Origin of the sequence: Caballeronia sp. RCC_10 (assembly GCF_041360715.1) — a bacterium.
In the GTDB taxonomy this organism is placed as follows: domain Bacteria; phylum Pseudomonadota; class Gammaproteobacteria; order Burkholderiales; family Burkholderiaceae; genus Caballeronia; species Caballeronia grimmiae.
Genome location: NZ_JBFUPT010000001.1, coordinates 396,845 through 419,997, shown reverse-complemented (window position 1 = coordinate 419,997; position 23,153 = coordinate 396,845). Strand labels below are relative to the sequence as shown.

17 protein-coding genes and 1 pseudogene are annotated in these 23,153 nt (G+C 62.8%); 12 read left to right on the top strand and 6 right to left on the bottom strand.

What is annotated here, in order from left to right; genetic code table 11:
- Nucleotides 1-178: 178 nt before the first annotated feature.
- Together fixJ and fixL are read right to left on the bottom strand one after the other, a co-directional pair.
- Nucleotides 179-817, bottom strand: coding sequence for an oxygen response regulator transcription factor FixJ (gene fixJ / locus AB6804_RS02025; protein WP_035961041.1), 639 nt, complete (start codon nucleotides 815-817; stop codon nucleotides 179-181).
- Complete coding sequence (fixL, locus tag AB6804_RS02020; RefSeq protein ID WP_370885020.1) at nucleotides 814-3,357, bottom strand: oxygen sensor histidine kinase FixL; 2,544 nt, start codon at nucleotides 3,355-3,357, stop codon at nucleotides 814-816. The genes fixJ and fixL overlap by 4 nt, the downstream gene beginning before the upstream one ends.
- 288 nt (nucleotides 3,358-3,645) lie before the next feature.
- Between fixL and aceE the strand changes: the two genes are divergently transcribed.
- The 4 genes and pseudogenes from aceE to lpdA all read left to right on the top strand — a co-directional run bounded on the left by aceE (nucleotide 3,646) and on the right by lpdA (nucleotide 10,241).
- The gene (aceE, locus tag AB6804_RS02015) at nucleotides 3,646-6,339 is read left to right on the top strand and encodes a pyruvate dehydrogenase (acetyl-transferring), homodimeric type (RefSeq protein ID WP_370885019.1); all 2,694 of its coding nucleotides are present in this window, start codon (nucleotides 3,646-3,648) and stop codon (nucleotides 6,337-6,339) included.
- Nucleotides 6,340-6,418: 79 nt separating this feature from the next.
- Nucleotides 6,419-8,086, top strand: coding sequence for a dihydrolipoyllysine-residue acetyltransferase (aceF, locus tag AB6804_RS02010; RefSeq protein WP_370885018.1), 1,668 nt, complete (start codon nucleotides 6,419-6,421; stop codon nucleotides 8,084-8,086).
- A 73-nt stretch (nucleotides 8,087-8,159) separates the two neighbouring features.
- Nucleotides 8,160-8,381: pseudogene (locus AB6804_RS02005) on the top strand (biotin/lipoyl-containing protein); the annotation flags it as partial.
- A 117-nt stretch (nucleotides 8,382-8,498) separates the two neighbouring features.
- Nucleotides 8,499-10,241: a dihydrolipoyl dehydrogenase gene (gene lpdA, locus AB6804_RS02000; RefSeq protein WP_370885399.1), complete on the top strand. Its 1,743-nt coding sequence runs from the start codon at nucleotides 8,499-8,501 to the stop codon at nucleotides 10,239-10,241.
- Between the two features lie 148 nt (nucleotides 10,242-10,389).
- Here lpdA and AB6804_RS01995 read toward each other — a convergent pair whose 3' ends face one another.
- Complete coding sequence (locus tag AB6804_RS01995; RefSeq protein ID WP_370885017.1) at nucleotides 10,390-10,977, bottom strand: phasin family protein; 588 nt, start codon at nucleotides 10,975-10,977, stop codon at nucleotides 10,390-10,392.
- Between the two features lie 711 nt (nucleotides 10,978-11,688).
- On the opposite strand from AB6804_RS01995, the gene pbpG reads away from it, so the two are divergent.
- Nucleotides 11,689-12,876 (top strand): D-alanyl-D-alanine endopeptidase, encoded by a 1,188-nt coding sequence (pbpG, locus tag AB6804_RS01990; RefSeq protein WP_244792886.1) that lies wholly within the window; start codon nucleotides 11,689-11,691, stop codon nucleotides 12,874-12,876.
- 86 nt (nucleotides 12,877-12,962) lie between these two features.
- Here the strand turns inward: pbpG and AB6804_RS01985 are convergent, their stop codons facing one another.
- Nucleotides 12,963-13,769: an IclR family transcriptional regulator gene (locus tag AB6804_RS01985; protein ID WP_370885016.1), complete on the bottom strand. Its 807-nt coding sequence runs from the start codon at nucleotides 13,767-13,769 to the stop codon at nucleotides 12,963-12,965.
- Nucleotides 13,770-13,915: 146 nt separating this feature from the next.
- Here AB6804_RS01985 and AB6804_RS01980 point away from each other — a divergent pair, with 146 nt between their 5' ends.
- Both AB6804_RS01980 and AB6804_RS01975 read left to right on the top strand, forming a co-directional pair.
- The gene (locus AB6804_RS01980; RefSeq protein ID WP_370885015.1) at nucleotides 13,916-14,650 is read left to right on the top strand and encodes a (Fe-S)-binding protein; all 735 of its coding nucleotides are present in this window, start codon (nucleotides 13,916-13,918) and stop codon (nucleotides 14,648-14,650) included.
- A gap of 34 nt (nucleotides 14,651-14,684) precedes the next feature.
- Nucleotides 14,685-16,097: a lactate utilization protein B gene (locus AB6804_RS01975; RefSeq protein ID WP_370885014.1), complete on the top strand. Its 1,413-nt coding sequence runs from the start codon at nucleotides 14,685-14,687 to the stop codon at nucleotides 16,095-16,097.
- Nucleotides 16,098-16,175: 78 nt separating this feature from the next.
- Here the strand turns inward: AB6804_RS01975 and AB6804_RS01970 are convergent, their stop codons facing one another.
- Nucleotides 16,176-16,721: a hypothetical protein gene (locus AB6804_RS01970; protein ID WP_370885013.1), complete on the bottom strand. Its 546-nt coding sequence runs from the start codon at nucleotides 16,719-16,721 to the stop codon at nucleotides 16,176-16,178.
- Nucleotides 16,722-16,984: 263 nt separating this feature from the next.
- On the opposite strand from AB6804_RS01970, the gene AB6804_RS01965 reads away from it, so the two are divergent.
- Nucleotides 16,985-17,206, top strand: a complete 222-nt coding sequence (locus tag AB6804_RS01965; RefSeq protein ID WP_370885012.1) for a hypothetical protein — start codon at nucleotides 16,985-16,987, stop codon at nucleotides 17,204-17,206.
- 73 nt (nucleotides 17,207-17,279) lie between these two features.
- On the opposite strand, the gene AB6804_RS01960 is transcribed toward AB6804_RS01965, so the two are convergent.
- A complete protein-coding gene (locus AB6804_RS01960) occupies nucleotides 17,280-18,479 on the bottom strand; it encodes an amino acid aminotransferase (protein ID WP_370885011.1) in 1,200 nt (399 codons plus the stop codon).
- Between the two features lie 419 nt (nucleotides 18,480-18,898).
- Between AB6804_RS01960 and uvrB the strand changes: the two genes are divergently transcribed.
- From uvrB to AB6804_RS01940, 4 genes are all read left to right on the top strand, one after another.
- The gene (gene uvrB / locus AB6804_RS01955) at nucleotides 18,899-20,995 is read left to right on the top strand and encodes an excinuclease ABC subunit UvrB (protein WP_370885010.1); all 2,097 of its coding nucleotides are present in this window, start codon (nucleotides 18,899-18,901) and stop codon (nucleotides 20,993-20,995) included.
- A 277-nt stretch (nucleotides 20,996-21,272) separates the two neighbouring features.
- Complete coding sequence (locus AB6804_RS01950; protein WP_035970081.1) at nucleotides 21,273-21,818, top strand: iron transporter; 546 nt, start codon at nucleotides 21,273-21,275, stop codon at nucleotides 21,816-21,818.
- 77 nt (nucleotides 21,819-21,895) lie between these two features.
- On the top strand, nucleotides 21,896-22,237 hold the full coding sequence (locus tag AB6804_RS01945) for a cupredoxin domain-containing protein (RefSeq protein WP_370885009.1): 342 nt from the start codon (nucleotides 21,896-21,898) through the stop codon (nucleotides 22,235-22,237).
- A 63-nt stretch (nucleotides 22,238-22,300) separates the two neighbouring features.
- On the top strand, nucleotides 22,301-23,152 hold the full coding sequence (locus AB6804_RS01940) for an FTR1 family protein (protein WP_370885008.1): 852 nt from the start codon (nucleotides 22,301-22,303) through the stop codon (nucleotides 23,150-23,152).
- Nucleotide 23,153 lies beyond the last annotated feature (1 nt).

The window sequence follows — 23,153 nt, the reverse complement described above, 5'->3', positions numbered from 1 at the left end:
GCCGTGCATGAGCCGGTTCTCTTTAAGAACGCTCGATCAAATTACGGGGCTGCGTCGTCAGGTGTCAATGCGAATCGCGAAACGTCGCGTTTCAGACTTGCGTGGTGCGCGGGAGCACTGCAAAGGACGAGCGTGGCCGGCATGCATGGCCGGCCACGTGAGGAGAAAGCGTGAAGCGTTACTGCTGCGGCTTGTTCGACAGCGCGAGACGCAAGAGATCGGCCACGGTGTTCACCGACAGCTTTTCCATGATGTTCGCGCGATGCGCTTCCACGGTCTTGATGCTGATGCCGAGGTCATCGGCGATTTGCTTGTTCAGACGCCCCGCGATAATGCGCTCCAGCACCTGATGCTCGCGCGCCGTCAGCTTGCCGAGCCGCTCTGCTGCTGCGCGCTGCTGCTGCACGCTGGTGCTTTCGCTGCGCGCCTTCTCCAGCATGCGCTCGACGAGCTTGCGCAGCTCGGCTTCGTCGAACGGCTTCTCGATGAAGTCCATCGCGCCTTTTTTCATCGTGGAGACGGCCATCGGAACATCGCCGTGGCCGGTGACGAAGATGATCGGCAGCAGTGAATTCTCGGCGATGAGCTTCTCCTGCAGTTCGAGGCCGGTCATGCCGGCCATGCGCACGTCGAGAATCAGACAGGCGATGGCGCCCGAATGAGCGATCGGCAGGTAGACATCGAGGAACGATTCGGCGCTCGAGAAGCACTGCACGCGATAGCCGTTCGCCTCGAGCAGCCAGCGCAAAGAATCACGCACGGCCTCGTCATCGTCGACGACAAAGACGGTTTCCTGAGTGGTGACTGGACTGCTCATAGTTCTCCCGTAACTGTTTGTTGTCTCGTATTCGTGTATTCGTCGTGCTCATCGCCGCCCGATCCCGATCCGTGCGAGCCGTCCACCTCGCCGATCGGCAGGCTGCAATGGAAGGTCGCGCCGGTGACGTGGCCGTCCGCATCGACATTGTTGACCACCCAGAGGCGGCCGCGATGCGATTCGATGATCGAGCGGCAGATGTTCAGACCCATGCCCATGCCGTCCGACTTGGTGCTGTAGAACGGCTCGAACAGGCGCTCGGCGGTGGCTTCGTCCACGCCCGGCCCCTGATCGACGACGCTGATGCAAACGGAGCCGCCGTCCGTGCGAAGCACGACGACGCGAATCACCGGATCGACGGCGTTCGGTTTCGCATCATGCATTGCTTCCGCTGCGTTTTTCAACAGGTTGACCAACACTTGTTCGATCAAAACGGGATCGACGTAGATCACCGGCATGCGTGAGCGAATCTCGGTGACGATGCGGATCTTCCGCTTGCGCGCTTCGATTTCGGCGAGGCCGACCGCGTCCGCGACGATATCGGCGACGCGCGTGGCCTGACGCTTCGGCTCCGAACGCTTCACGAACTCGCGGATGCGCTTGATGATCATCCCCGCGCGCACGGCCTGCTGCGCGGTCTTCTCGAGCACCGGCAACAGCGTTTCCTGCGTCATGCGGCCCGACTTCACCAGCGCGACGCAGCCGGAGCAGTAGTTGTTGATCGCGGCGAGCGGCTGATTCAGCTCGTGCGCGAGCGACGACGCCATCTCGCCCATCGTCATGAGGCGGCTCGTGAACTGGAGCTTCTCTTCCTGCTGATGCGCGAGTTCCTGCGCCTGCTTGCGCTGCGTGATGTCGGTCGCGATCTGCATCTGCGCGAGATGGCCGTCCACCCACTGAATGTACTGGCGGCGCACTTCGAACCACTTCTGGATCCCTTCGACATAAACCTCCTGCGCATCCGCCGAGCTTTCGGTCAGCGCGGCGGTGGGCAGGCCCGCGTAGGTGTCGATCATGTCGATGGTGTCGGACGAACTGTGACCGCTGCCGTCGAACGCCGCGCCCGCCAGTTGCAGATGCCCGTCCGGACGGATGCCGAACAGATGCCGGTAATAGCGATTGGCGAAGAGCAGTTCGGCTTCGTCGGCGGCGAGCACGGACACGGCCGCGTCGAGGCTTTCCAGCACGGTGGTGAAGCGTTCGTGCGCGGCGGCCAGTTCCTCGCGGGCGCGCTTCGGCTCGGTGATGTCCGTCATCGACGACATCCAGCCGGTCTGACGCCCCGAACTGTCGATCAGCGGCGAGACATACAGCCGCGCGTGGAAGAACGAACCGTCCTTGCGCCGCACGCGCAATTCGAAACCTGAAGAGGGCGCTTTGCCGCGCAGCGTCATGTCGAGCTGGCGCTGCATCTCGGGATACGCATCGCGCGGCCAGTACGGGAACGGCGCGTTCTTGCCGACGAGATCGCTCTCGTCCCAGCCGGTCATGCGGCAGAACGCCGGATTCACGTGCGTGATGCGGCCGTGCATGTCGAGCACGCGCATGCCGATCAGCACGGAATTCTCCATCGCGCGGCGGAAGAACGCTTCGGCGTAGAGCGCCTGCTGCGCCTCGAAGCGCTGGCGCGTGTGTTTCCAGAGGCTCCACAAACTCCACAGCACGAAGCACGACAATCCGGCCACGAGCCACACCAGCGTGTTATTGGTGAAATTGGTGAGCTGCGGATACGAATACACGCGCACCGACAGCCCTTGCCCCGGCGGGTCGAGCGGCAGATCGTAGAACATGTCGCGCGGCAGGCGCGGCCGGCTCGACGTGGTGGCGAGCTCGCGATTGTTCAGATCGGTGATGGAAATCTTGTACTTCGCCGACAGTTCGCCTGGAATGTCGTGTTTGAGGATGCCTTCAATCGAGAAGACGGCGGCGATCGATCCGAGGAATTCGCGGTCGCGGAAAACCGGCGTCTGCAGCGTGATGTAGCCGTTGCCGAGATCGTCGTAAAGAAGAGGTGAGTAGACCTGGCGGCGCGTGGTGCGGGCTTCGTCGAATGCGGCCTGGACGGCTTCGTCGAGTTGCGTGTCGTTCGGTTTGGCGAGGCGCGAGCCCAGCACCGGTAGCGGCGAATTGGGCCAGCGCGGCTTGTGCTCGCTCGTGTACCAGTTCATGTAGAGGATCTCGGGATGCCCCTGCATGATGTCGGTGGATGCGTTCTGGAAGTTCTGCGGGTCGCCGTGGCCGCCCGTGATGTCGCGCGCGAGGGCCTGGATTTGTTCTTGCGCAGCGGTCATCGAAAGACGAATCTGCTGCTGCGCCCACGCGACGTTGCGATACAGCGTGTCTTCCTGCTGCTGCTGCTCGCGCCGGTTCAGGCTCCATAGGATGAGACTCATCACGACCAGAAAAACGAGGATCGAAATGAGCGGCGTGAGTAAATAGGAGTTCGACCACCACGGTCCGTGGTGCCAGCGGGAGGGCGACGAGTCGGCAGGGTTCTTTGCGACGCGCGCCGAGCGTTTGATCAGCCGGTCAGTCAACATGGGAGCGATTGTAACGCAGCACCCGATTGTTAATTAGCGTAAAAAGGCGCTAAGAATGAGGCATTTGCAAGAAAAGGAGACGAACCATCTGAGTTGAAAAGCCATATCGGACGGTGCATTGCAGCAATTTTCCGCATTATGAGATAGCCTCTCATGATTCGAAAAATTCCTTGCTTCAAGCTCTGGACCCTCTTTAGAATTGCCGGCACGCGGCCAGTGCCCGCTTTTGTGCTTTCGCGCGGGCGTGTGTTGGCGGTTTACGAGCGTTCCTCACATCAGGAGACGAGCATGTCCGCTGTACCCGACGAAGTTCTCAAATATGTCGCCAACGCAAAAGACGACGATCCGCAGGAAACCGCCGAATGGCTCGAAGCGCTCGATGGCGTGATTTCGGCGGTCGGCCCTGACCGCGCGCACTACCTGATCGAGAAACAAATCGAATTCGCTCGCGTACATGGCGAGCATCTGCCGTTCTCGGCGAACACGCCGTACATCAACACGATCCCCGTAACAGCGCAGGCGAAGATTCCTGGCGATCAGGACATCGAACACCGCATCCGCTCTTACACGCGCTGGAACGCCATCGCGATGGTGCTGCGCGCGGGCAAGGACACCAACGTCGGCGGGCATATCGCTTCGTTCGCATCGGCGGCGACGCTGTATGACGTCGGCTTCAATCACTTCTGGCATGCGCCCTCGAAAGAGCACGGCGGCGACCTCGTCTTCGTGCAGGGCCACTCGTCGCCGGGCGTGTATTCGCGCGCCTTCCTGCTTGGCCGTCTCACCGAGAAGCAACTGAACAACTTCCGCCAGGAAGTGGGCGGCGAGGGCATCTCGTCGTATCCGCATCCGTGGCTGATGCCGGATTTCTGGCAGTTCCCGACCGTGTCGATGGGCCTCGGCCCGATCATGGCCATCTATCAGGCGCGTTTCATGAAGTACATGGAAGCGCGCGGCATCGCCAAGACCGACGGCCGCAAGGTCTGGGCGTTCCTCGGCGACGGCGAAACGGACGAGCCGGAATCGCTCGGCGCAATCGGCATGGCCGGGCGCGAGCGTCTGGACAACCTCGTGTTCGTCATCAACTGCAACCTGCAGCGTCTGGACGGCCCGGTGCGCGGCAACGGCAAGATCATCCAGGAACTGGAAAGCGAATTCCGCGGCGCGGGCTGGAACGTCATCAAGGTCATCTGGGGCAGCCGCTGGGACGCGCTCTTCGCACGCGACAAGACCGGCGCGCTGATGCGCCGCATGATGGAAGTCGTCGACGGCGAGTATCAGACGTACAAGTCGGAATCGGGCGCGTTCGTGCGCGAGCACTTTTTCAACACGCCGGAACTGAAGGCGCTCGTCGCCGACTGGTCCGATGACGACATCTGGAATCTGAACCGCGGCGGCCACGATCCGCACAAGATCTACGCCGCGTTCGACGCCGCGACCAAGACGAAGGGCGCGCCGACCGTCATCCTCGCCAAGACCATCAAGGGCTATGGCATGGGCGAGCACGGTCAGGCGATGAACATCACGCACCAGCAGAAGAAGCTGCCGATCGAGACGCTGAAGAAGTTCCGCGACCAGTTCCGCCTGCCGATCAGCGACGAGCAGATCGTCGACGTGCCGTATCTCACGTTCGAAGAAGGCTCGAAGGAACTCGAATACATGCGCCAGAAGCGCATGGACCTCGGCGGTTATCTGCCGGCGCGCCGCGAGAAGGCGGAATCGCTGCCGGTGCCGGCGCTGTCCGCATTCGAGCCGCTTCTGAAGGGCACGGGCGAAGGCCGCGAAATCTCCACGACGATGGCGTTCGTGCGGATTCTCAACATCCTGCTGAAGGACAAGGCGCTCGGCAAGCGCGTCGTGCCGATCGTCCCGGATGAATCGCGCACGTTCGGCATGGAAGGTCTCTTCCGCCAGATCGGCATCTGGAATCAGGACGGCCAGAAGTACATTCCGGAAGACTCCGACCAGCTGATGTTCTACAAGGAATCGGAGACCGGCCAGATTCTGCAGGAAGGCATCAACGAAGCCGGTGGCATGTGTGACTGGATCGCGGCCGCGACGTCGTATTCGACGCACGGCGAGATCATGATCCCGTTCTACATCTTCTATTCGATGTTCGGGTTCCAGCGCATCGGCGATCTGGCGTGGGCGGCGGGCGACATGCGCTCGCGCGGCTTCCTGCTGGGCGGCACCGCGGGCCGCACGACGCTGAACGGCGAAGGCCTGCAGCACGAAGACGGCCACTCGCTCCTGTGGGCCGCATCGGTTCCGAACTGCGTGAGCTACGACCCGACGTTCGGCTACGAACTCGCGGTGATCATGCAGGACGGCCTGCGCCGCATGGTGCAGGACCAGGAGGACGTGTACTACTACATCACCGTGATGAACGAGAACTACGAGCATCCGGCGATCCCGCAAGGTGAGTCGGTTGCCGCCGACATCATCAAGGGCATGTACGCGTTCAGGAAGGCGGACGCGCCGGCCAAGGCGCACGTTCAGCTGATGGGCGCGGGCACGATCTTCAACGAAGTCATCGCCGCCGCCGACCTGCTGAAGAACGACTGGGGCGTTTCGGCCGACCTGTGGAGCGTGCCGAGCTTCACCGAACTGGCGCGCGAAGGTCAGGATTGCGAGCGTTTCAACCTGCTGCATCCGACCGAAGAGAAGCGCGTGCCGCACGTGACGAAGCTGCTCCAGGGCGCACAAGGCCCGGTGATCGCGTCGACGGACTACATCCGCGCGCTCGTCGATCAGATCCGCGGCTATGTCCCGAACAAGTTCGTGGTGCTCGGCACCGACGGCTACGGCCGCTCGGACACGCGCGAGGCGCTGCGTCACTTCTTCGAAGTCGACCGCTACTGGGTCACGCTGGCGGCGCTTAACGCGCTTGCCGACGAAGGCAAGATCGAGCGCAAGGTCGTCGCCGAGGCGATCAAGAAGTACAACCTCGACCCGGCCAAACCCAACCCGATGACCGTCTAAAGGCATCGCCCCCGAGCGTTGTGATGCGGCCTCTCTCCGAAGCGGAGGGAGGCCGTGTGCAACCCAGGAGACACTAATAATGAGTCAAGCGATCGAAGTCAAAGTGCCGGACATCGGCGATTTCAAGGACATCCCGGTGATCGAAGTACTGGTCAAGCCGGGCGATGTCGTTGAACAGGAACAATCCCTCGTCACGCTGGAATCCGACAAGGCCACGATGGACGTGCCCAGTTCCGCAGCCGGCACCGTGAAGGAAGTCAAAGTGAAAGTAGGCGACAACGTGTCGGAAGGCACGCTGATCGTCGTGCTGGAAGCGGGCGGCGCGAACGCGGCGGCATCGTCCGCTGCGCCCGCGAAGCAGGAAGCGCCCGCGCAGACGCAGACGCAATCGCAGCCGGCGCAGGCCGCGCCGGCATCCGGCGGCGGCGGATCGGTCGAAGTGAAGGTGCCGGATATCGGCGACTTCACGGACATTCCGATCATCGAGATCGGCGTCAAGGTCGGCGACAAGGTCGAGAAGGAGCAGTCGCTCGTCACGCTCGAATCCGACAAGGCGACGATGGACGTGCCGAGCCCCGCATCGGGCACGGTCAAGGAGCTGAAGGTCAAGGTCGGCGATACGGTCTCCGAAGGAACGCTGATTCTCTTGCTCGAAGGCGGCGACGGCGCGAGCGCTGCTGCCCCGGCTCCGAAGCAGGAAGCCGCGAAGGCCGCCGAGCCGCCTGACGCGCCCGCGAAGCCCGCGCCGGCGGCAGCCGCGAAGGAAGCGCCGTCCGCGCTCGCGCAAGCGCCCGTGATACCCGCCGGCGATGGCGCGCGCACGTCGAGCCACGCGTCGCCGTCGGTGCGCAAATTCGCCCGCGACCTGGGCGTCGATGTCACGCGCGTGAAGGGCACCGGTCCGAAGGGCCGCATCACGCAGCAGGACATCACGGCGTTCGTGAAGGGCGTGATGAGCGGCCAGGGCGCGGCGCCTGCCGCCGCGGCCGCACCGGCTGGCGGTGGCGGCGGCGAGCTCGGCTTGCTGCCGTGGCCGAAGATCGACTTCACGAAGTTCGGCCCCGTCGATCCGAAGCCGCTCTCGCGCATCAAGAAGATCTCGGGCGCGAACCTGCATCGCAACTGGGTGATGATCCCGCACGTCACGAACAACGACGAAGCGGACATCACCGAACTGGAAGAACTGCGCGTCAAGCTCAACAAGGAGCACGAGAAGGCAGGCGTCAAGTTCACGATGCTCGCGTTCGTCATCAAGGCGGTCGTGTCGGCGCTGAAGAAGTTCCCGACCTTCAACGCGAGCCTGGACGGCGACAACCTCGTCTTCAAGCAGTACTACCACGTCGGTTTCGCAGCCGATACGCCGAACGGCCTCGTCGTTCCGGTGATCCGCGACGCGGACAAGAAGGGCCTCGTCGATATCGCGAAGGAGATGGCGGAGCTGTCGAAGCTCGCACGCGACGGCAAGCTGAAGCCGGACCAGATGCAGGGCGGCTGCTTCTCGATTTCGTCGCTGGGCGGCATCGGCGGGACGAATTTCACGCCGATCATCAACGCGCCGGAAGTGGCCATTCTCGGCCTGTCGCGCGGCCAGATGAAGCCCGTGTGGGACGGCAAGCAGTTCGTGCCGCGCCTTACGCTGCCGCTGTCGCTGTCGTACGACCATCGCGTCATCGACGGCGCCGAGGCCGCGCGTTTCAATGCGTATCTGTCGGGGATTCTGGCGGACTTCCGTCGCGTGATTCTTTGATCTTCTAATCCGGCCGACGGCGGAGCCTCGGGCATGTCCCGAGGCTCCATCCGCACATCTCTTAGGGGACAACATGAGTCTCGTCGAACTAAAAGTACCCGATATCGGCGACTTCTCCGATGTCGATGTCATCGAAGTCAATATCAAGCCCGGCGACGTCATCGAAAAGGAACAGGGCGTCATCACGCTCGAAACCGACAAGGCGACGATGGAAGTGCCCGCCGATGCCGCGGGCACCATCAAGGAAGTGAAGGTCAAACAGGGCGACAAGGTCAGCCAGGGCTCGGTCATCGCGATGATCGAAACCGAAGGCGCGAGCGCGTCGCAGGGCGAGGCGCCGAAAGAAACGCCGAAAGAGGCGTCGGTCGCAAAGCCGGCTGCTCCGGCCGCATCGAGTGGCGCGGCGCAGGACGTGAAGGTGCCGGATATCGGCGACTTCAAGGACATTCCGGTCATCGAAGTTCACGTGAAGCCGGGCGATACGGTCGAGAAGGAGCAATCGCTCGTCACGCTCGAATCGGACAAGGCGACGATGGACGTGCCATCGCCCGCAGCAGGTACGGTGCGGGAGCTGAAGATCAAGGTCGGCGACAACGTGTCGGAAGGCACGCTGATCCTGACGCTCGACGCGCAGGGCGGCGGCACGACCTATGTGCCGACCGCGCCCGCCGCCGCTCAGCCGCAGCCCGCCGAAAAGGCGAGCGCCGCGCCTGCGCCGCAAGCCGGCAGCTATTCCGGTTCGGCCGATGTCGAATGCGACATGCTCGTGCTCGGCGCGGGTCCCGGCGGGTATTCGGCAGCGTTCCGCTCCGCCGATCTCGGCATGAACACCGTGCTCGTCGAGCGTTACTCGACGCTCGGCGGCGTATGTCTGAACGTCGGCTGCATTCCGTCGAAGGCGCTGCTGCATACCGCGCTCGTGATGGATGAAACGAAGGAACTCGCGGCGCACGGCATCAGCTTCGGCGAGCCGAGGATCGACCTCGACAAGCTGCGCGGCTTCAAGGAAGGCGTCGTCAAGAAGCTGACCGGCGGTCTCGCGGGCATGGCGAAGGCGCGCAAGGTGCAGGTGGTGACGGGCGTCGGCACGTTCGTCGATCCGCATCACATGGAAGTGCAGGGCGAGGGCGGCAAGAAGGTCGTGCGCTTCAAGAAGGCGATCATCGCGGCGGGCTCGCAGTCGGTAAAGCTGCCGTTCTTCCCGGATGATCCGCGCGTCGTCGATTCCACCGGCGCGCTCGAACTGCGTCAGTTGCCCGAGCGCATGCTGGTGGTGGGCGGCGGCATCATCGGACTGGAAATGGCGACGGTCTATTCGACGCTCGGCGCGCAGATCGACGTGGTCGAAATGCTCGACGGCCTTATGGTCGGCGCGGACCGCGACCTCGTGAAGGTGTGGGAGAAGTTCAACGCCAAGCGCTTCGCCAACGTGATGCTGAAGACGAAGACGACCAAGGCGGAAGCGAAGGACGACGGCATCTACGTGACGTTCGAAGGCGAGAAGGCGCCGGCCGAACCGCAGCGTTACGACCTCGTGCTGCTGGCCGTCGGCCGCAGCCCGAACGGCGGCAAGATCGGCGCGGACAAGGCGGGCGTCGCGGTGACGGATCGCGGCTTCATCAACGTCGACAAGCAGATGCGCACGAACGTCGAGCACATCTTCGCGATCGGCGATCTCGTCGGCCAGCCGATGCTCGCGCACAAGGCGGTGCACGAAGGCCACGTCGCGGCCGAAGCGGCACATGGCGAGAAGGCCTACTTCGACGCGCTGCAGATTCCGTCGGTCGCCTACACCGATCCGGAAGTAGCCTGGGCCGGCAAGACCGAGGAACAGTGCAAGGCCGAAGGCGTCAAGTACGGCAAGGCAGTGTTCCCGTGGGCGGCGTCGGGCCGCGCGATCGCGAATGGCCGCGACGAGGGCTTCACGAAGCTGATCTTCGACGAAGAGACGCATCGCGTGATCGGCGGCGGGATCGTCGGTCTGAACGCGGGCGATCTGATCAGCGAAGTGTGTCTCGCGATCGAGATGGGCGCGGACGCAACCGACATCGGCAAGACGATTCACCCGCACCCGACGCTCGGCGAATCCGTGGGCATGGCGGCGGAGTTGTACGAAGGCGTCTGTACCGATCTGCCGCCGCAGCGGAAGAAGTAACTTCGCGGGTCCTGGAAGGATGAAGGCGCGTTCCTGCAAGGGAACGCGCCTTTTTCATGGCCGACTCGGCGCGGAAAACAAAAAACCCGGCCGAAGCCGGGTTCCTTGTTTCAACCTTCGCATGAAGACAGCATGCGTGGCCGATGTCTTACGCGACGGTGCGCTTTGCCGAAACCGAAGCGGTGCGAGCAGCTTGCTCGGTCGCTTGCGTGGCAGCCTTCGTCGCAGCCGTGGCGGCGGCGTTGAAGTTGCTTTCCGCGATTTCTACGGCTTGCTTCGTTGCCTTGTGGACGGTTTCGTACGTCGTGTTCGCGGCGGTGATGGCCGACTTCATCACGGCGACAGCCGTTTCCGAACCAGCAGGCGCGTTCTTCGCGACGTTGTCGACGAGCGTTTGCACCTTGCGGTTCTGCTCTTCGTACTGCGCTTCCGCGACGCGGGCAAATTCAGCTTGCGTAGCCGATGCGATTTCATACAGGTGACGGCCGTACGACAGCACCTTTTCCGCGACCGGCTGGGTCAGGCTGGCTTGCAGCGCGAGCAGTTCCTGCGCGTCCTTCACGGACAGCGCGCGTTGCGCGTTTTCCTGGCTCTCGGCGAGCGTGGACTTCACGACTTGGAGATTCAGTTCGACGAGCTTCTCAACGCCCTCGAACGCCTTGTTCGTCAGACCGAACAGCGTGTCGAAGTTAGCTTTCTGTGCAGCGGCGATTTGCTCGGGGGTCAATAGCGTCATCTCAGGCTCCTTATGCCGACCCATCATCGCGGGTCGTAGTTTGGTCGATGCAGCAACTTGCTGCCAGATGGTGCAGCTCCGGATTGGTGCGTTGCAACATGAAGCCTATTTTAGAGATATTCCTATCGATGTCAAGCGCTTTTTGTGCAATGCACAAATAGGGGAAACACTTGTTAAACAAGAGTTTAAGTAACGCATTCGATGGGAAGAGGCGAGAACCGGGCGGCGCGTGCACCGACGTGGACTAGTGAAAAGCAGCGAGACCCATGCTGGGGGCGGCAATGTCAGCACCTATCGAGACTAAGAAAAATCTCGGATGTTCTTGTTTTTAAGATGTTGCCGTACACCAAATTGTTGAAGAACCGTTAACATTTCGACTGACGATGCAATGCACACCGGATAGCGACGACACGAGCCGCGGAGTCAACTGCTGCGCGCCGTAAGCCCGCCAGCGCCGTTCTTAAAGTCAAGCCTCAAGTTTCAGAAAGAATTGCCGACAGAGCGTAAACAGCGTGGTCGAAAGCGCGGTTTTCGCAGTGCCGGATGCCTGGCGCACGATCGTTTTTGCCGATCGAGGCGCGCAAAGTTTCAACAATCAGCAATCGTCGCTTACAAAACGGATTAACGTGCGCTGATAAGTGCTTAATATTGCTTAAATTTCGCAGCTTCACTACACTTGGCGGTACTCTCCAGCCGCCCAACAGAACACTAATGAAAACCGAAATGTTTTCGTCGCTCAAGGTGGTGCACGGCGTGGCATTGCGCTCCGCATTGTCTCTCGCCGTATCGCTCGCCGTCGCGACATCTTTCGCAGCGGCTCCGGCTGAAGCCCTCGCCAAGACTACGACTCATAGCAAGACCGTCAAGCAATCCGCCAAACCCGCCGCCGAGGGCAAGTCCGCGAAGCCGGCTCGCGTCGCGAAAGCCGGCAAGGGCGTGCGAACGGCCAAGGCCGCCGCAGCCGATGACGATGAGGACGCGCCCAAAGCATCGCGCAAGCGTCGCGTGAACTACCGGATGGACCCGCATGCGCGCCGTGCCGCCGTGCATTCGGTGGCGTATCAGCCGCGCGCGACGTCGGTCGGCCAGGCGTTCGGCCTGCACGACACGCCGGATAGCCTCGCGCTGCGCTCTAGCGTCGCGTATGTTGTCGACCAGGACACGTCCGAGACGCTCTTCGACAAGAACTCTCGCGCCGTCGTGCCGATCGCCTCCATCACGAAGCTGATGACGGCGATGGTCGCGCTCGATTCGCACATGCCGCTCACCGAAGAAATGACGGTGACCGACGAAGACCGCGACTACGAGAAGTACACGGGCTCGCGGCTGGCGGTCGGATCGGTGCTGAACCGCGAAGACATGCTGCATATCGCGCTGATGGCATCGGAAAATCGCGCGGCGGCTGCATTGTCGCGTTATTACCCGGGCGGGCGTCCCGCCTTCATCGCCGCGATGAACGCGAAGGCGAAGGCGCTCGGCATGACCGATACGCACTTCGAGAATTCCACGGGACTCACCAGCCAGAACGTGTCGAGCGCGCGGGATCTCGTGAAGATGGTGAACGCGGCGTATCAATATCCGCTGATCCGCAAATTCTCGACGGACCGCAGCTACGAAGTCTTCACCGGCAAGCGCACGCTCGCGTACAACAGCACGAATGCGCTGGTGCGCAATGCGTCGTGGGACATCGGCTTGCAGAAGACCGGCTTCATCAACGAGGCGGGTGAATGTCTCGTGATGCAGGCGACCGTGCATGGCCGCCAGGTCATCATGGTGCTGCTGGATTCGTACGGCAAGTACTCGCGTTTCGCCGATGCAGGCCGCCTGCGTTCGTATCTCGATACACTCGGCGAGCCGCGCATCATGAGCGCGGACATGGGCAGCGGCGCGAATCCCTGAGCGCGTCTTCGGGCGCGAGCCGTGAGGCCGCAAAAAAAGCCGGAATCGTCGAAAGACGAATCCGGCTTTTTCTTTGGTAGCGGCGATCAGCGATGCGCTTCGCGTTGTCCCTCTGCCGACAGTTCAGGGTGATAGCCGAGCGATCGCGAAATTTCCAGCGCGGTATGACTCAGTTGCTTGAGCCAAGCGTCCTGCAGACGATCGGCCGGCGCGGAAAGCGACAGCCCCGCGACGAGCCGGCCCGTGTCGTCGTAGATGCCCGCCGCGATACAGCGCACGCCCAGTTCCAGTTCCTCGTTGTCTCGCGCGCACGATTGCTGCCGCACGAATGACAACTCGCGTTCGAGCTTGGCCAAATCCGTGATGCTGTTCTGCGTGTGCCCCGAGAGTCCGGTGCGCATCGCGTAGGCGCGCACGCGGGCGGCTTCGTCGGCGGCGAGGAAGAGCTTGCCAACCGACGTGAGATGCAGCGGCGCTCGCCCGCCGATGGCCCGCACGACCTGCATGCCGGAGCGTTCCGAATAAGCACGCTCGATATACACGATCTCGTCGCCCTGACGCACCGACAAATTCACCGTCTGGCCCGTCTGCCGATGCAGTTCGCGCATCGGCGGCATCGCGGCTTCGCGCACCGAGAGACGCGCCTTCACGAGATTGCCGAGTTCGAGCAGCCGCATGCCGAGCCGGTACGTGCCGGGATCGGACCGGTCGACAAGCCGGCACAGCACCATGTCGTTCAGGATGCGGTGCGCGGTCGACGGATGCAGGCCAGTGCTGTGCGACAGTTCCTTCAGGCTGACCGGATCGGTGTGGCCGGCGAGTGAGTCGAGCAGACGCATCATGCGCTCGATCACCTGAATGGATGTCTTGGAGTCCGGGTTCGTATCGCTCATCGTGAAAAATCGGTTGATGCGTCAAACAGCGGAAATCGCATTGTATCTCATAATGTGAAAAGACATGACCCGCCGGCGTTCGGATGCGCCGCGCTTTTCGCGGATAATCGACGTGCTTCGCTTATTCGAATCAAAAGGAAATCCCCATGCAAGTCGGTTTATTCGTCACCTGTCTAATCGACATGATGCGCCCGGAAATCGGCTTCTCGGTCATCAAGCTGATCGAACGCGCCGGCTTCGAGGTCACTGTTCCTCCGGCGCAAACGTGCTGCGGTCAGCCCGCGTACAACTCCGGCGATCGGCGGCTGGCGCGCGATCTCGCCGAGAAAACGCTGCGCGAATTCGAGCAGTTCGATTATGTGGTGGTCCCGTCCGGCTCCTGCGGCGGGATGATCCGCGCGCACTACGGCGATCTCTTTCGTGACGATCCCGAGTTGATGAACCGTTATGCACGACTGCAGCCGCGCGTCTTCGAACTGACGGATTTTCTCGTCACGGTGGCGAAAGCCCGCATGGAGCCCGGCGTTTTCGACGGCATGGTCACGTATCACGATTCCTGTTCAGGCCTGCGCGAACTCGGCGTGAAGACACAGCCGCGCGAACTGCTCGCGCAAGCCGGCGTGCCTGTGACCGAGATGGCCGGCTGCGAGCACTGCTGCGGTTTCGGCGGCACGTTCGCGGTCAAGTATGGCGATATTTCGACGGCGATCGTCGACGAGAAATGCGCGAACATCAAGGCGAGCGGGGCGGATGCGGTGGTGCTCGGCGATCTCGGCTGCATGCTGAACATCGAAGGCCGCCTGCGCCGGACGGGCGATACCGCGACGCGCGTGCTGCATATCGCCCAGGTGCTCGCGGGCGATGCCCAGCATCGCGCCTGACCGCCCGAACCATCGACTATCGACGAGTCCATCCATGCAAGTCCAGACGATGCACTTCAAGGCGCGAGCCGGCAGCAAGCTCGCCGACCAACGGCTCCAGCAGAATCTCACCAAACTCTCGACGAAGTTCGTCAGCGCGCGGGCGGCGGCGGTGCGCGACATCGACTTCGAAGCGACGCGCGCCGCGCTCAAGGAGCGCCGCAATCGCGCGCTCGAGAATCTCGACGTCTGGCTCGAAATGTTCGAGCGCGAGGCGACGCGGCGAGGCGCGACGGTGCTCTACGCGGAATCGACGCAGGACGCGGCGCGCCTCGTCGCGGACATTGCGCGCGAGCACGGCGTGAAGAAGGTCATCAAGACGAAGTCGATGGTGTCCGAGGAGATGCAACTGAACCGCGTGCTCGGCGAGATGGGCGTGCAGTCCATTGAGACGGATCTCGGCGAATACATTCTCCAGATCAACGACAACGAGCCGCCGAGCCACATCATCGCGCCCGTGGTTCACAAGGACAAGGAACAGATCGCGGACCTGTTCGCGAAGACGCATGGCAAGCCGCGGCTCACCGACATCCCCGCGATGACGCGCGAGGCGCGCGAAGTGTTGCGCCCGCATTTCATGTCGGCGGACATGGGCGTGACGGGTGGCAACTTTCTAATCGCGGAGACGGGCTCGGTCGCGGTCGTGACGAACGAGGGCAACGAAGGCATGTGCACGGTGATGCCGCGCGTGCATGTCGCGGTGACCGGCATCGAGAAGGTGCTGCCGACGCTCGAAGATCTGGCCACCGCGATGCGCCTGCTGCCGCGATCCGCCACCGGACAGACCACGTCCAACTACTTCTCGCTGCTCACCGGTCCGCGTGCGTCCGACGAAAAGGACGGCCCGGAGCACATGTATTTCGTGCTGGTCGACGGAGGGCGCACGGGGCTCATCGGCGGAGAGTTTCAGGACATGCTGCGCTGCATCCGCTGTGGCGCGTGCATGAATCATTGCCCGGTGTATCAGAAGATCGGCGGACATGCGTACGGCTGGGTGTATCCGGGTCCGATGGGCTCGGTGCTCACGCCGGCTTACGTCGGCATCGACAAGACGCTGGACCTACCGCAAGCCGCGACGCTCTGCGGCGAGTGCAATAGCGTGTGTCCGGTCGGTATTCCGATCTCCGATCTGCTGCGCAAGCTGCGCGAGAAGCAGATGGAGCGGCGGCTGCGCCCGTGGAGCGAGCGGGCGGCGCTCGCAGCGTGGGGCTTTCTGGCGATGCGTCCGGCCGCCTATGCGCTCGTAACCAGGCTGGCAGTGCGCGTGCTGGAGCGCATCGGCGGGCGGGAGAAGAAGCTATCGCGCATTCCGTTCGGCGCCGGATGGACAGACACGCGCGACATGCCCGCGCCCGTCGGCCGCACGTTCCGCGAACTGTATAAAGCGCAGCAGTCGCATATCGGCTGATTGGCGTGGTGCAAAAGGAAAGGCCGCGCCGGATCGCGTGATCCGGCGCGGCCTTTTTTTACACTATCGCGCGGACGATCAGCCGCCAGTCCGCCCGAGAAAGCCGCGGTCGTTCCCGCCGTGGTTGCCGCCACCGCCACCGCCACCGCCACCGCGCGACGGAGCCTGCTGCGATTGTTGCTGCTGCTGCGGCGGCTGCGGCTGCGGCGGATGTGGCCTCACGCCGCCCACTGCCTGCGGCATCGGCGCTGCGTTTGCCTGTGGCGGAGGACCGCCGCCGCCGCGTTGCGGCTGGCCGCCGTCTTGACCGTCGTGACGGCCGCGACCGCCCTGACCGGAATACCCGTCGCCGTGCGGCCGGTTATTCCAGCCGCCCGGTGGCGGACGGCGATAACCGGGGCTGTCATCCCAGTAGCGTCGGGACCCCGAATAGTAACCGCCGTCAATGACGACGCCCGGCTGCACCACCGGCCCGCCGTAATAAGCGGGATAGGCGGGATACGACGCGTATCCGGGATCGTCGTACACGGGATAACCGCCGCCGTACATCGGACCATCGGGGTAAGCCGCGCATCCGCCCAACAGCAGCGCGGAGGAGAAGACTACTAAGCCAGCGACTTTCATGACCGTTGAAATATTGGTTGCACGTATAAGCATTAAGACACCGCTCGCTGCCCGATGTCCCCGACAACTTTGTAAGCCTTTATGACGGCCTGACTTGGCCTGTTACATCAATCAGCGAAACTGGCCGATAACTTGCTTGTTGCCAGAGACGCAACGAACCTTCTCTGTTCGATGGCTTTTTCAGCAACGGTCGATTGCGTAACATCCAAACCGTCGACAAATGGGCAAATCGCCTGCAGCGACATCGAACCGAAGACAGTCTCATGAGAAAGACAATATCGACTTACTGGCCTCTCGCCATCCTGCTCATCGCCGCATTGACCTTCTGCATGCACGCCGAGGAGCGTGAATCGGCGGCTGCGCGCCGTCAGCAAGTGGACGTCGGAAGCGTGAGCGCGGAACTGGCTCGCGCGATTTCGTACGGTCTCGTCGAAGCCGACGACGCCGTGACGCCCGCTCCGCACAACGCGCCGCATACGCTTTAACGAGCCGGCATCGCCCACAAAAAATGGCGTCCTCCAACCGAAGGACGCCATTTTTATTTGCGGCAGACGGCGCTTACTTGAGGACGCTCGCGACCGCGTTCGCGACGACATCCAGATTGCGCGTGTTCAGCGCGGCGACGCAGATGCGGCCGGTGCTCACGGCGTAGATGCCAAAGTCTTCACGGAGACGGTCCACTTGCGCAGCGGTCAGCCCGGAGTAGGAGAACATGCCGCGCTGGGCATCGACGAACGAAAAATCGCGATCGACGCCCGCCGCCTTCAGGCGCTCGACGAGACCGTTGCGCATCGCGCGGATGCGGTCGCGCATTTCGCCCAGTTCCTGTTCCCACGTAGCGCGCAGTTCGGGCGATGCCAGCACCGCCGCGACGACCGATCCGCCGTGCGTCGGCGGGTTCGAGTAGTTCGTGCGGATCACGCGCTTCAGTTGCGACAGCACACGCGCCGATTCTTCCTTGGACGTCGTGATGATCGACAGCGCGCCGACGCGCTCGCCATACAGCGAAAACGACTTCGAGAACGACGACGACACGAACACGTTCAGTTCAGCCGCGGCAAAGAGCCGCACGGCGGCGGCGTCCGCCTCGATGCTCTCGCCGAAACCCTGATACGCGATGTCGAGGAACGGCACGAGGTTGCGCGCCTTCACGACTTCGACCACTTGCGCCCATTGCGCGGCGGTCAGATCGACGCCCGTCGGGTTATGACAGCACGCGTGGAGCACGACGATCGTGCCGGGCGCATAGCCATTCAGCGCGGCGAGCATGCCCTCGAAGTTCACGCCGTGCGTGGCGGCCTCGTAGTACGGATAGTTGACGACTTCGAAGCCCGCGCCTTCGAACAGCGCGCGATGGTTTTCCCAGCTCGGATCGCTGATGGCGACGGTCGCGTTCGGGTTCACGCGCTTCAGGAAATCCGCGCCGATCTTGAGCGCGCCCGTGCCGCCCAGCGCCTGCGCCGTGACGACGCGGCCTGCGGCGATCAGCGGCGAGTCCTTGCCGAGCAACAGCGTTTGCACGGCGGAGTCGTAAGCGGCAATGCCGTCGATCGGCAGATAACCGCGCGGCAGCGCGGCGTCGACGCGGGCTTTCTCGGCTTCGCGCACGGCGCGCAGGAGCGGAATCTTGCCCTCTTCGTTGGTGTAGACGCCGACGCCCAGATTGACCTTGGTCGGGCGCGGATCGGCGTTGAAGGCTTCGTTGAGGCCCAGAATCGGGTCGCGGGGGGCGAGTTCGACGGCAGAGAAAAGAGACATGATCTATCGGCAGTGAGGAAAGGACGTGCGGCAGGGTAGTGCGGACGGCGAAGTTTCTCGACCGCGTCGCGCCTCGATGGCCGGAAAGCTGGCTCGGCGCGCGGGCGTCGCGGCGGCGAAAGCGTGTGGAACGTCATTTCGCGCCGGCGAGCCCAGTCGCACATTGTAGCGAATCCCGCTCCGGTTTCGTCGGCGTGCGGTGCGATTGCGTGCTTTTTACCGGTCGAATCGCCGGGAATGGCCGCGAACCGCCCGGCGGCGCTTGAGATCACGCGGGCCAGCCCAATGTGCTTGAAACGACGCGCGGACAGCCGCACAGCACGGATGCCGCGCCCGATTTCGCCCACCGCCCGGGCGCTGCGCCAGTTTTGCGGCAGCCGCTAGAATAAGTGTTTGTCCCGGCGAAGACTCTGGTACCCATGTCCGATACCCTCATCGAAGCGCCCGACGCGCTGGACGAGTCGAAGTTCATCACCTTCGACGGCTCGCCGTTTCAGCTCTATCAGCCTTACCCGCCGGCCGGCGATCAGCCCGCCGCGATCTCCACGCTCGTCGAAGGCGTCGAGGACGGCCTGTCGTTCCAGACGCTTCTGGGCGTCACCGGCTCGGGCAAGACCTTCACGATGGCGAACGTCATCGCGCGGCTTGGCCGGCCGGCCATCGTCTTCGCGCCGAACAAGACGCTCGCGGCCCAGCTTTACGCCGAATTCCGCGAGTTCTTCCCGCGCAATGCGGTCGAGTACTTCGTCTCGTACTACGACTACTACCAGCCGGAAGCGTACGTGCCGCAGCGCGATCTCTTCATCGAGAAGGATTCGTCGATCAACGAGCACATCGAGCAGATGCGGCTCTCGGCCACCAAGAGCCTGATGGAACGGCGCGACGTGGTCATCGTCGCGACCGTCTCGGCGATCTACGGTATCGGCAATCCATCCGAGTATCACAAGATGATCCTCACGCTGCGCACCGGCGACAAGTTCGGCCAGCGCGACATCATCACGCGCCTGATTGCGATGCAGTACACGCGCAATGAAGCCGACTTCCAGCGCGGCACGTTCCGCGTGCGCGGGGACACCATCGACATCTTTCCGGCGGAGCACGCGGAAATGGCCGTGCGCGTCGAACTGTTCGACGACGAAATCGAGTCGATGCAGCTTTTCGATCCACTCACTGGCCGCGTGCGCAACAAGATTCCGCGCTTCACGGTGTATCCGTCGTCGCATTACGTGACGCCGCGCGACACCGTCATGCGCGCGATCGAGACGATCAAGGAGGAACTGCGCGACCGGCTCGAGTTTTTCTATAGCGAGGGCAAGCTCGTCGAAGCGCAGCGGCTGGAGCAGCGCACCCGCTTCGATCTGGAAATGCTGCAAGAACTTGGCTTCTGCAAGGGCATCGAGAACTACTCGCGGCATTTCTCGGGCTCCGCGCCCGGCGAGCCGCCGCCGACGCTCGTCGACTATCTGCCGCCCGATGCGCTGATGCTGCTGGACGAATCGCACGTGCTGATCGGCCAGTTGAACGGCATGTACAACGGCGACCGTGCGCGCAAGGAGAACCTCGTCGATTACGGTTTTCGCATGCCGTCCGCGCTCGACAACCGGCCGCTCAAGTTCAACGAGTTCGAACGCAAGATGCGCCAGGCCATCTTCGTTTCGGCGACGCCCGCCGATTACGAGAAAGCCAAAGCAGGGCAGGTCGCCGAGCAACTCGTGCGTCCGACCGGCCTCGTCGATCCGGAGATCGAAGTGCGGCCCGCGCGCTCGCAGGTCGACGACGTTCTCTCCGAAATCAACGTGCGCGTCGCGGCGCAGGAACGGGTGCTCGTCACCGTGCTCACCAAGCGCATGGCCGAGCAGTTGACCGAATTCCTCGCGGACCACGGCGTGAAAGTGCGGTATCTGCACAGCGATATCGATACCGTCGAGCGCGTCGAAATTATCCGCGACTTGCGGCTCGGCACTTTCGATGTGCTCGTCGGCATCAACTTGCTGCGGGAAGGGCTGGATATTCCGGAGGTGTCGCTCGTCGCGATTCTCGACGCCGACAAGGAAGGCTTCCTGCGCGCCGAGCGTTCGCTGATCCAGACCATCGGCCGGGCGGCGCGCAACGTGAACGGCAAAGCCATTCTCTATGCCGACAACATGACTGACTCGATGCGGCGCGCGATCGGCGAAACCGAGCGTCGGCGCGCAAAGCAGATCGCCCACAATCAGGCGATGGGCATCACGCCGCGCGGGGTTCAGAAGCGCATCAAGGACATCATCGATGGCGTCTACAGCGCCGACGACGCGCGCGCAGAACTGAAGGAAGCGCAGGCGCGCGCCAAGTTCGAGGACATGACCGAGAAGCAGATCGCGAAGGAAATCAAGCGGCTCGAAAAGCAGATGATGGATCACGCGAAGAATCTCGAATTCGAGAAAGCGGCGCAGACCCGCGACCAATTGGCGCTGCTGCGGCAGCGTGTCTTCGGCGCGAACGTGGGCGACCATGTGAGCGGCACTGGCGGAAAGTGACGCCAGACAAGGCTCCAAGCGCAACCAGGCGGCGGACGTAAGGTCCGCCGCTTTTTTTTCGCCTTTTCCGTCCATGACTGGGCCGCCCGAAAAGCCTTACTGCGACTGGGTTTGTAAGCCGCTTCAAATTGTTGCGTCCATCGAACGATGCTAAACTGACAAACATTGAGAATGGTTCGTATTACCGTTCATGGCAGCGGGGTGATCGGCCGTTTTGTAGCGTGGCCGCGCGGCAGTAATTGACGCGTGAGCCGATCCATAAAAAAAGGGGTACCTGATGGGTTCTACGTTGATGCGCGGCCTTGTCGCCGCTGCTGGTCTCACGGCGATGATGGCGGCCTCCGCTGCCGAGTATCCGATCGGAAAGCAGCACATCGAAGGCGGCATGGAAGTCGGCGCCGTCTATCTTCAGCCGATCACGATGTCGCCGGAAGGCATGATGCGCAAGGCGTCGGATTCGGACATCCACCTCGAAGCCGATATTCACGCGGTCAAGAACAATCCGACCGGGTTCGCGGAAGGCGACTGGATGCCGTACCTGAACATCACGTACGAACTCTCGAAGGTCGGCACGACGCAGACGATCAAGGGCGACCTGATGGCGATGGTCGCCAGCGACGGCCCGCACTACGGCGACAACGTCAAGCTCTTCGGGCCGGGCAAGTATCACCTGAAGCTGCACGTTTCCCCGCCGGCCGAAACCGGCCATATGGCTTTCGGCCGCCACACGGACAAGGAAACGGGCGTCGGCCCGTGGTTCAAGCCCTACACGATCGAGTACGACTTCCCGTTCGCGGGAATCGGCAAGAAGGGCGGGTATTGAGCATCGCGCGACCGCGCGCTTGATTCGCGCGCCCGGCTGTCTTCAAATGCCGGGCGCGTTCATCTCAGGAAGTACGCATGAAACTTAGAAGCCAGGTGGTTGCGATCGCGTTGTCCGCCGTGCTCGGGACGGGCGCCGGTATCGCGCAGGCCGCCGATCTGCCGACGTTCAAGCTGGAAATGAACGACGGCAAGCTGAACCCGGTGCGCATCGAGGTGCCGGCGGGGCAGCGCATCAAGATCGAAGTGCATAACGTCGGCAAGGGCGCCGCCGAATTCGAAAGCGTGCAGTTGCGAAAGGAAAAAGTGCTCGCGCCGGGCGCCGATTCGTTCGTCGTGATCGCCCCGCTCGATCCGGGCGAATACAAGTTCTTCGACGATTTCCACCAGACGGCGCAAGGCGTCATCGTCGCGAAGTGATGTTCCTGCCGCGCGATCTTTTCGCGCGGCGGTAGTGAAGCAGAACTGCAGGAGGTTTGTGTTATGGGGCAGGTCCTTTTCATCGTTTGGCGGGAGAGCGTCGAGGCGTTGCTGGTCGTCGGCATCCTGCATGCGTGGCTGAAAAACGGCGACCAACAGGCGCGCCGCGGCCTGCCTTATCTGTGGTTCGGCGTCGCGGCCGGGCTGCTAGCGGCTATCGCGCTCGCAGCGGCGCTTATCAGTTTCACCGAAGTGCTGTCCGGCAATGCGCAGGATTACTTCCAGACCGGCATGGTGCTGATCGCCTGCGTGCTGATCGTGCAGATGGTGCTGTGGATGAAGCGTCACGGCCGCACGCTCAAGCGCGACATGGAAACGTCGCTGAAAAAGAGCACGCAGGACGGGCACTGGTGGGGCATCGCGCTGCTGGTAGCGCTCGCGATCGCGCGTGAAGGCAGCGAAACGGCCGTGTTTCTCTATGGCGTCGGTTTCGGGCAGTCCGGTCACGTGCCGGCGTCGCAGTACGTGGCGATCGTCATTGGCTTCGCGCTCGCGCTGCTCACGTTCTATGTGCTGCAGCTCGGCGGCAAGATCTTTTCGTGGCGCTCGTTCTTCCGCGTCACCGAAATCATGCTGCTGTTCCTTGCTGCCGGCCTTTTCGAAACGGGCGTCGACAAGCTGATCGACATGGAAGTGCTGCCGGTCATCGTCAATCAGGTATGGAACACGTCCGCGCTGCTCGACGATTCCACCACCTTCGGCTCGCTCGTCGCGACGCTCACCGGCTATCGCGCGCATCCCGCCGGCATGAATCTCGTCGCTTACGCGCTGTACTGGATCGTCATCTATCTCCTGATGCGCCGTTCGAACAACCAGACGGCGCAAAAACAAAAGGCGGCTGGCCGCCCAGCATGAG

Excerpts from the sequence above, each read along its gene's own strand:
- aceF (WP_370885018.1), top strand. The coding sequence starts at position 6,419 with ATGAGTCAAGCGATCGAAGTCAAAGTGCCGGACATCGGCGATTTCAAG.
- AB6804_RS01980 (WP_370885015.1), top strand. The coding sequence starts at position 13,916 with ATGCAAGTCGGTTTATTCGTCACCTGTCTAATCGACATGATGCGCCCG.
- AB6804_RS01945 (WP_370885009.1), top strand. The coding sequence starts at position 21,896 with ATGAAACTTAGAAGCCAGGTGGTTGCGATCGCGTTGTCCGCCGTGCTC.
- AB6804_RS01940 (WP_370885008.1), top strand. The coding sequence starts at position 22,301 with ATGGGGCAGGTCCTTTTCATCGTTTGGCGGGAGAGCGTCGAGGCGTTG.
- fixJ (WP_035961041.1), bottom strand. The coding sequence starts at position 817 with ATGAGCAGTCCAGTCACCACTCAGGAAACCGTCTTTGTCGTCGACGAT.
- pbpG (WP_244792886.1), top strand. The coding sequence starts at position 11,689 with ATGAAAACCGAAATGTTTTCGTCGCTCAAGGTGGTGCACGGCGTGGCA.
- AB6804_RS01995 (WP_370885017.1), bottom strand. The coding sequence starts at position 10,977 with ATGACGCTATTGACCCCCGAGCAAATCGCCGCTGCACAGAAAGCTAAC.
- AB6804_RS01965 (WP_370885012.1), top strand. The coding sequence starts at position 16,985 with ATGAGAAAGACAATATCGACTTACTGGCCTCTCGCCATCCTGCTCATC.
- AB6804_RS01950 (WP_035970081.1), top strand. The coding sequence starts at position 21,273 with ATGGGTTCTACGTTGATGCGCGGCCTTGTCGCCGCTGCTGGTCTCACG.
- uvrB (WP_370885010.1), top strand. The coding sequence starts at position 18,899 with ATGTCCGATACCCTCATCGAAGCGCCCGACGCGCTGGACGAGTCGAAG.
- aceE (WP_370885019.1), top strand. The coding sequence starts at position 3,646 with ATGTCCGCTGTACCCGACGAAGTTCTCAAATATGTCGCCAACGCAAAA.
- AB6804_RS01970 (WP_370885013.1), bottom strand. The coding sequence starts at position 16,721 with ATGAAAGTCGCTGGCTTAGTAGTCTTCTCCTCCGCGCTGCTGTTGGGC.
- AB6804_RS01960 (WP_370885011.1), bottom strand. The coding sequence starts at position 18,479 with ATGTCTCTTTTCTCTGCCGTCGAACTCGCCCCCCGCGACCCGATTCTG.
- fixL (WP_370885020.1), bottom strand. The coding sequence starts at position 3,357 with ATGTTGACTGACCGGCTGATCAAACGCTCGGCGCGCGTCGCAAAGAAC.
- AB6804_RS01985 (WP_370885016.1), bottom strand. The coding sequence starts at position 13,769 with ATGAGCGATACGAACCCGGACTCCAAGACATCCATTCAGGTGATCGAG.
- AB6804_RS01975 (WP_370885014.1), top strand. The coding sequence starts at position 14,685 with ATGCAAGTCCAGACGATGCACTTCAAGGCGCGAGCCGGCAGCAAGCTC.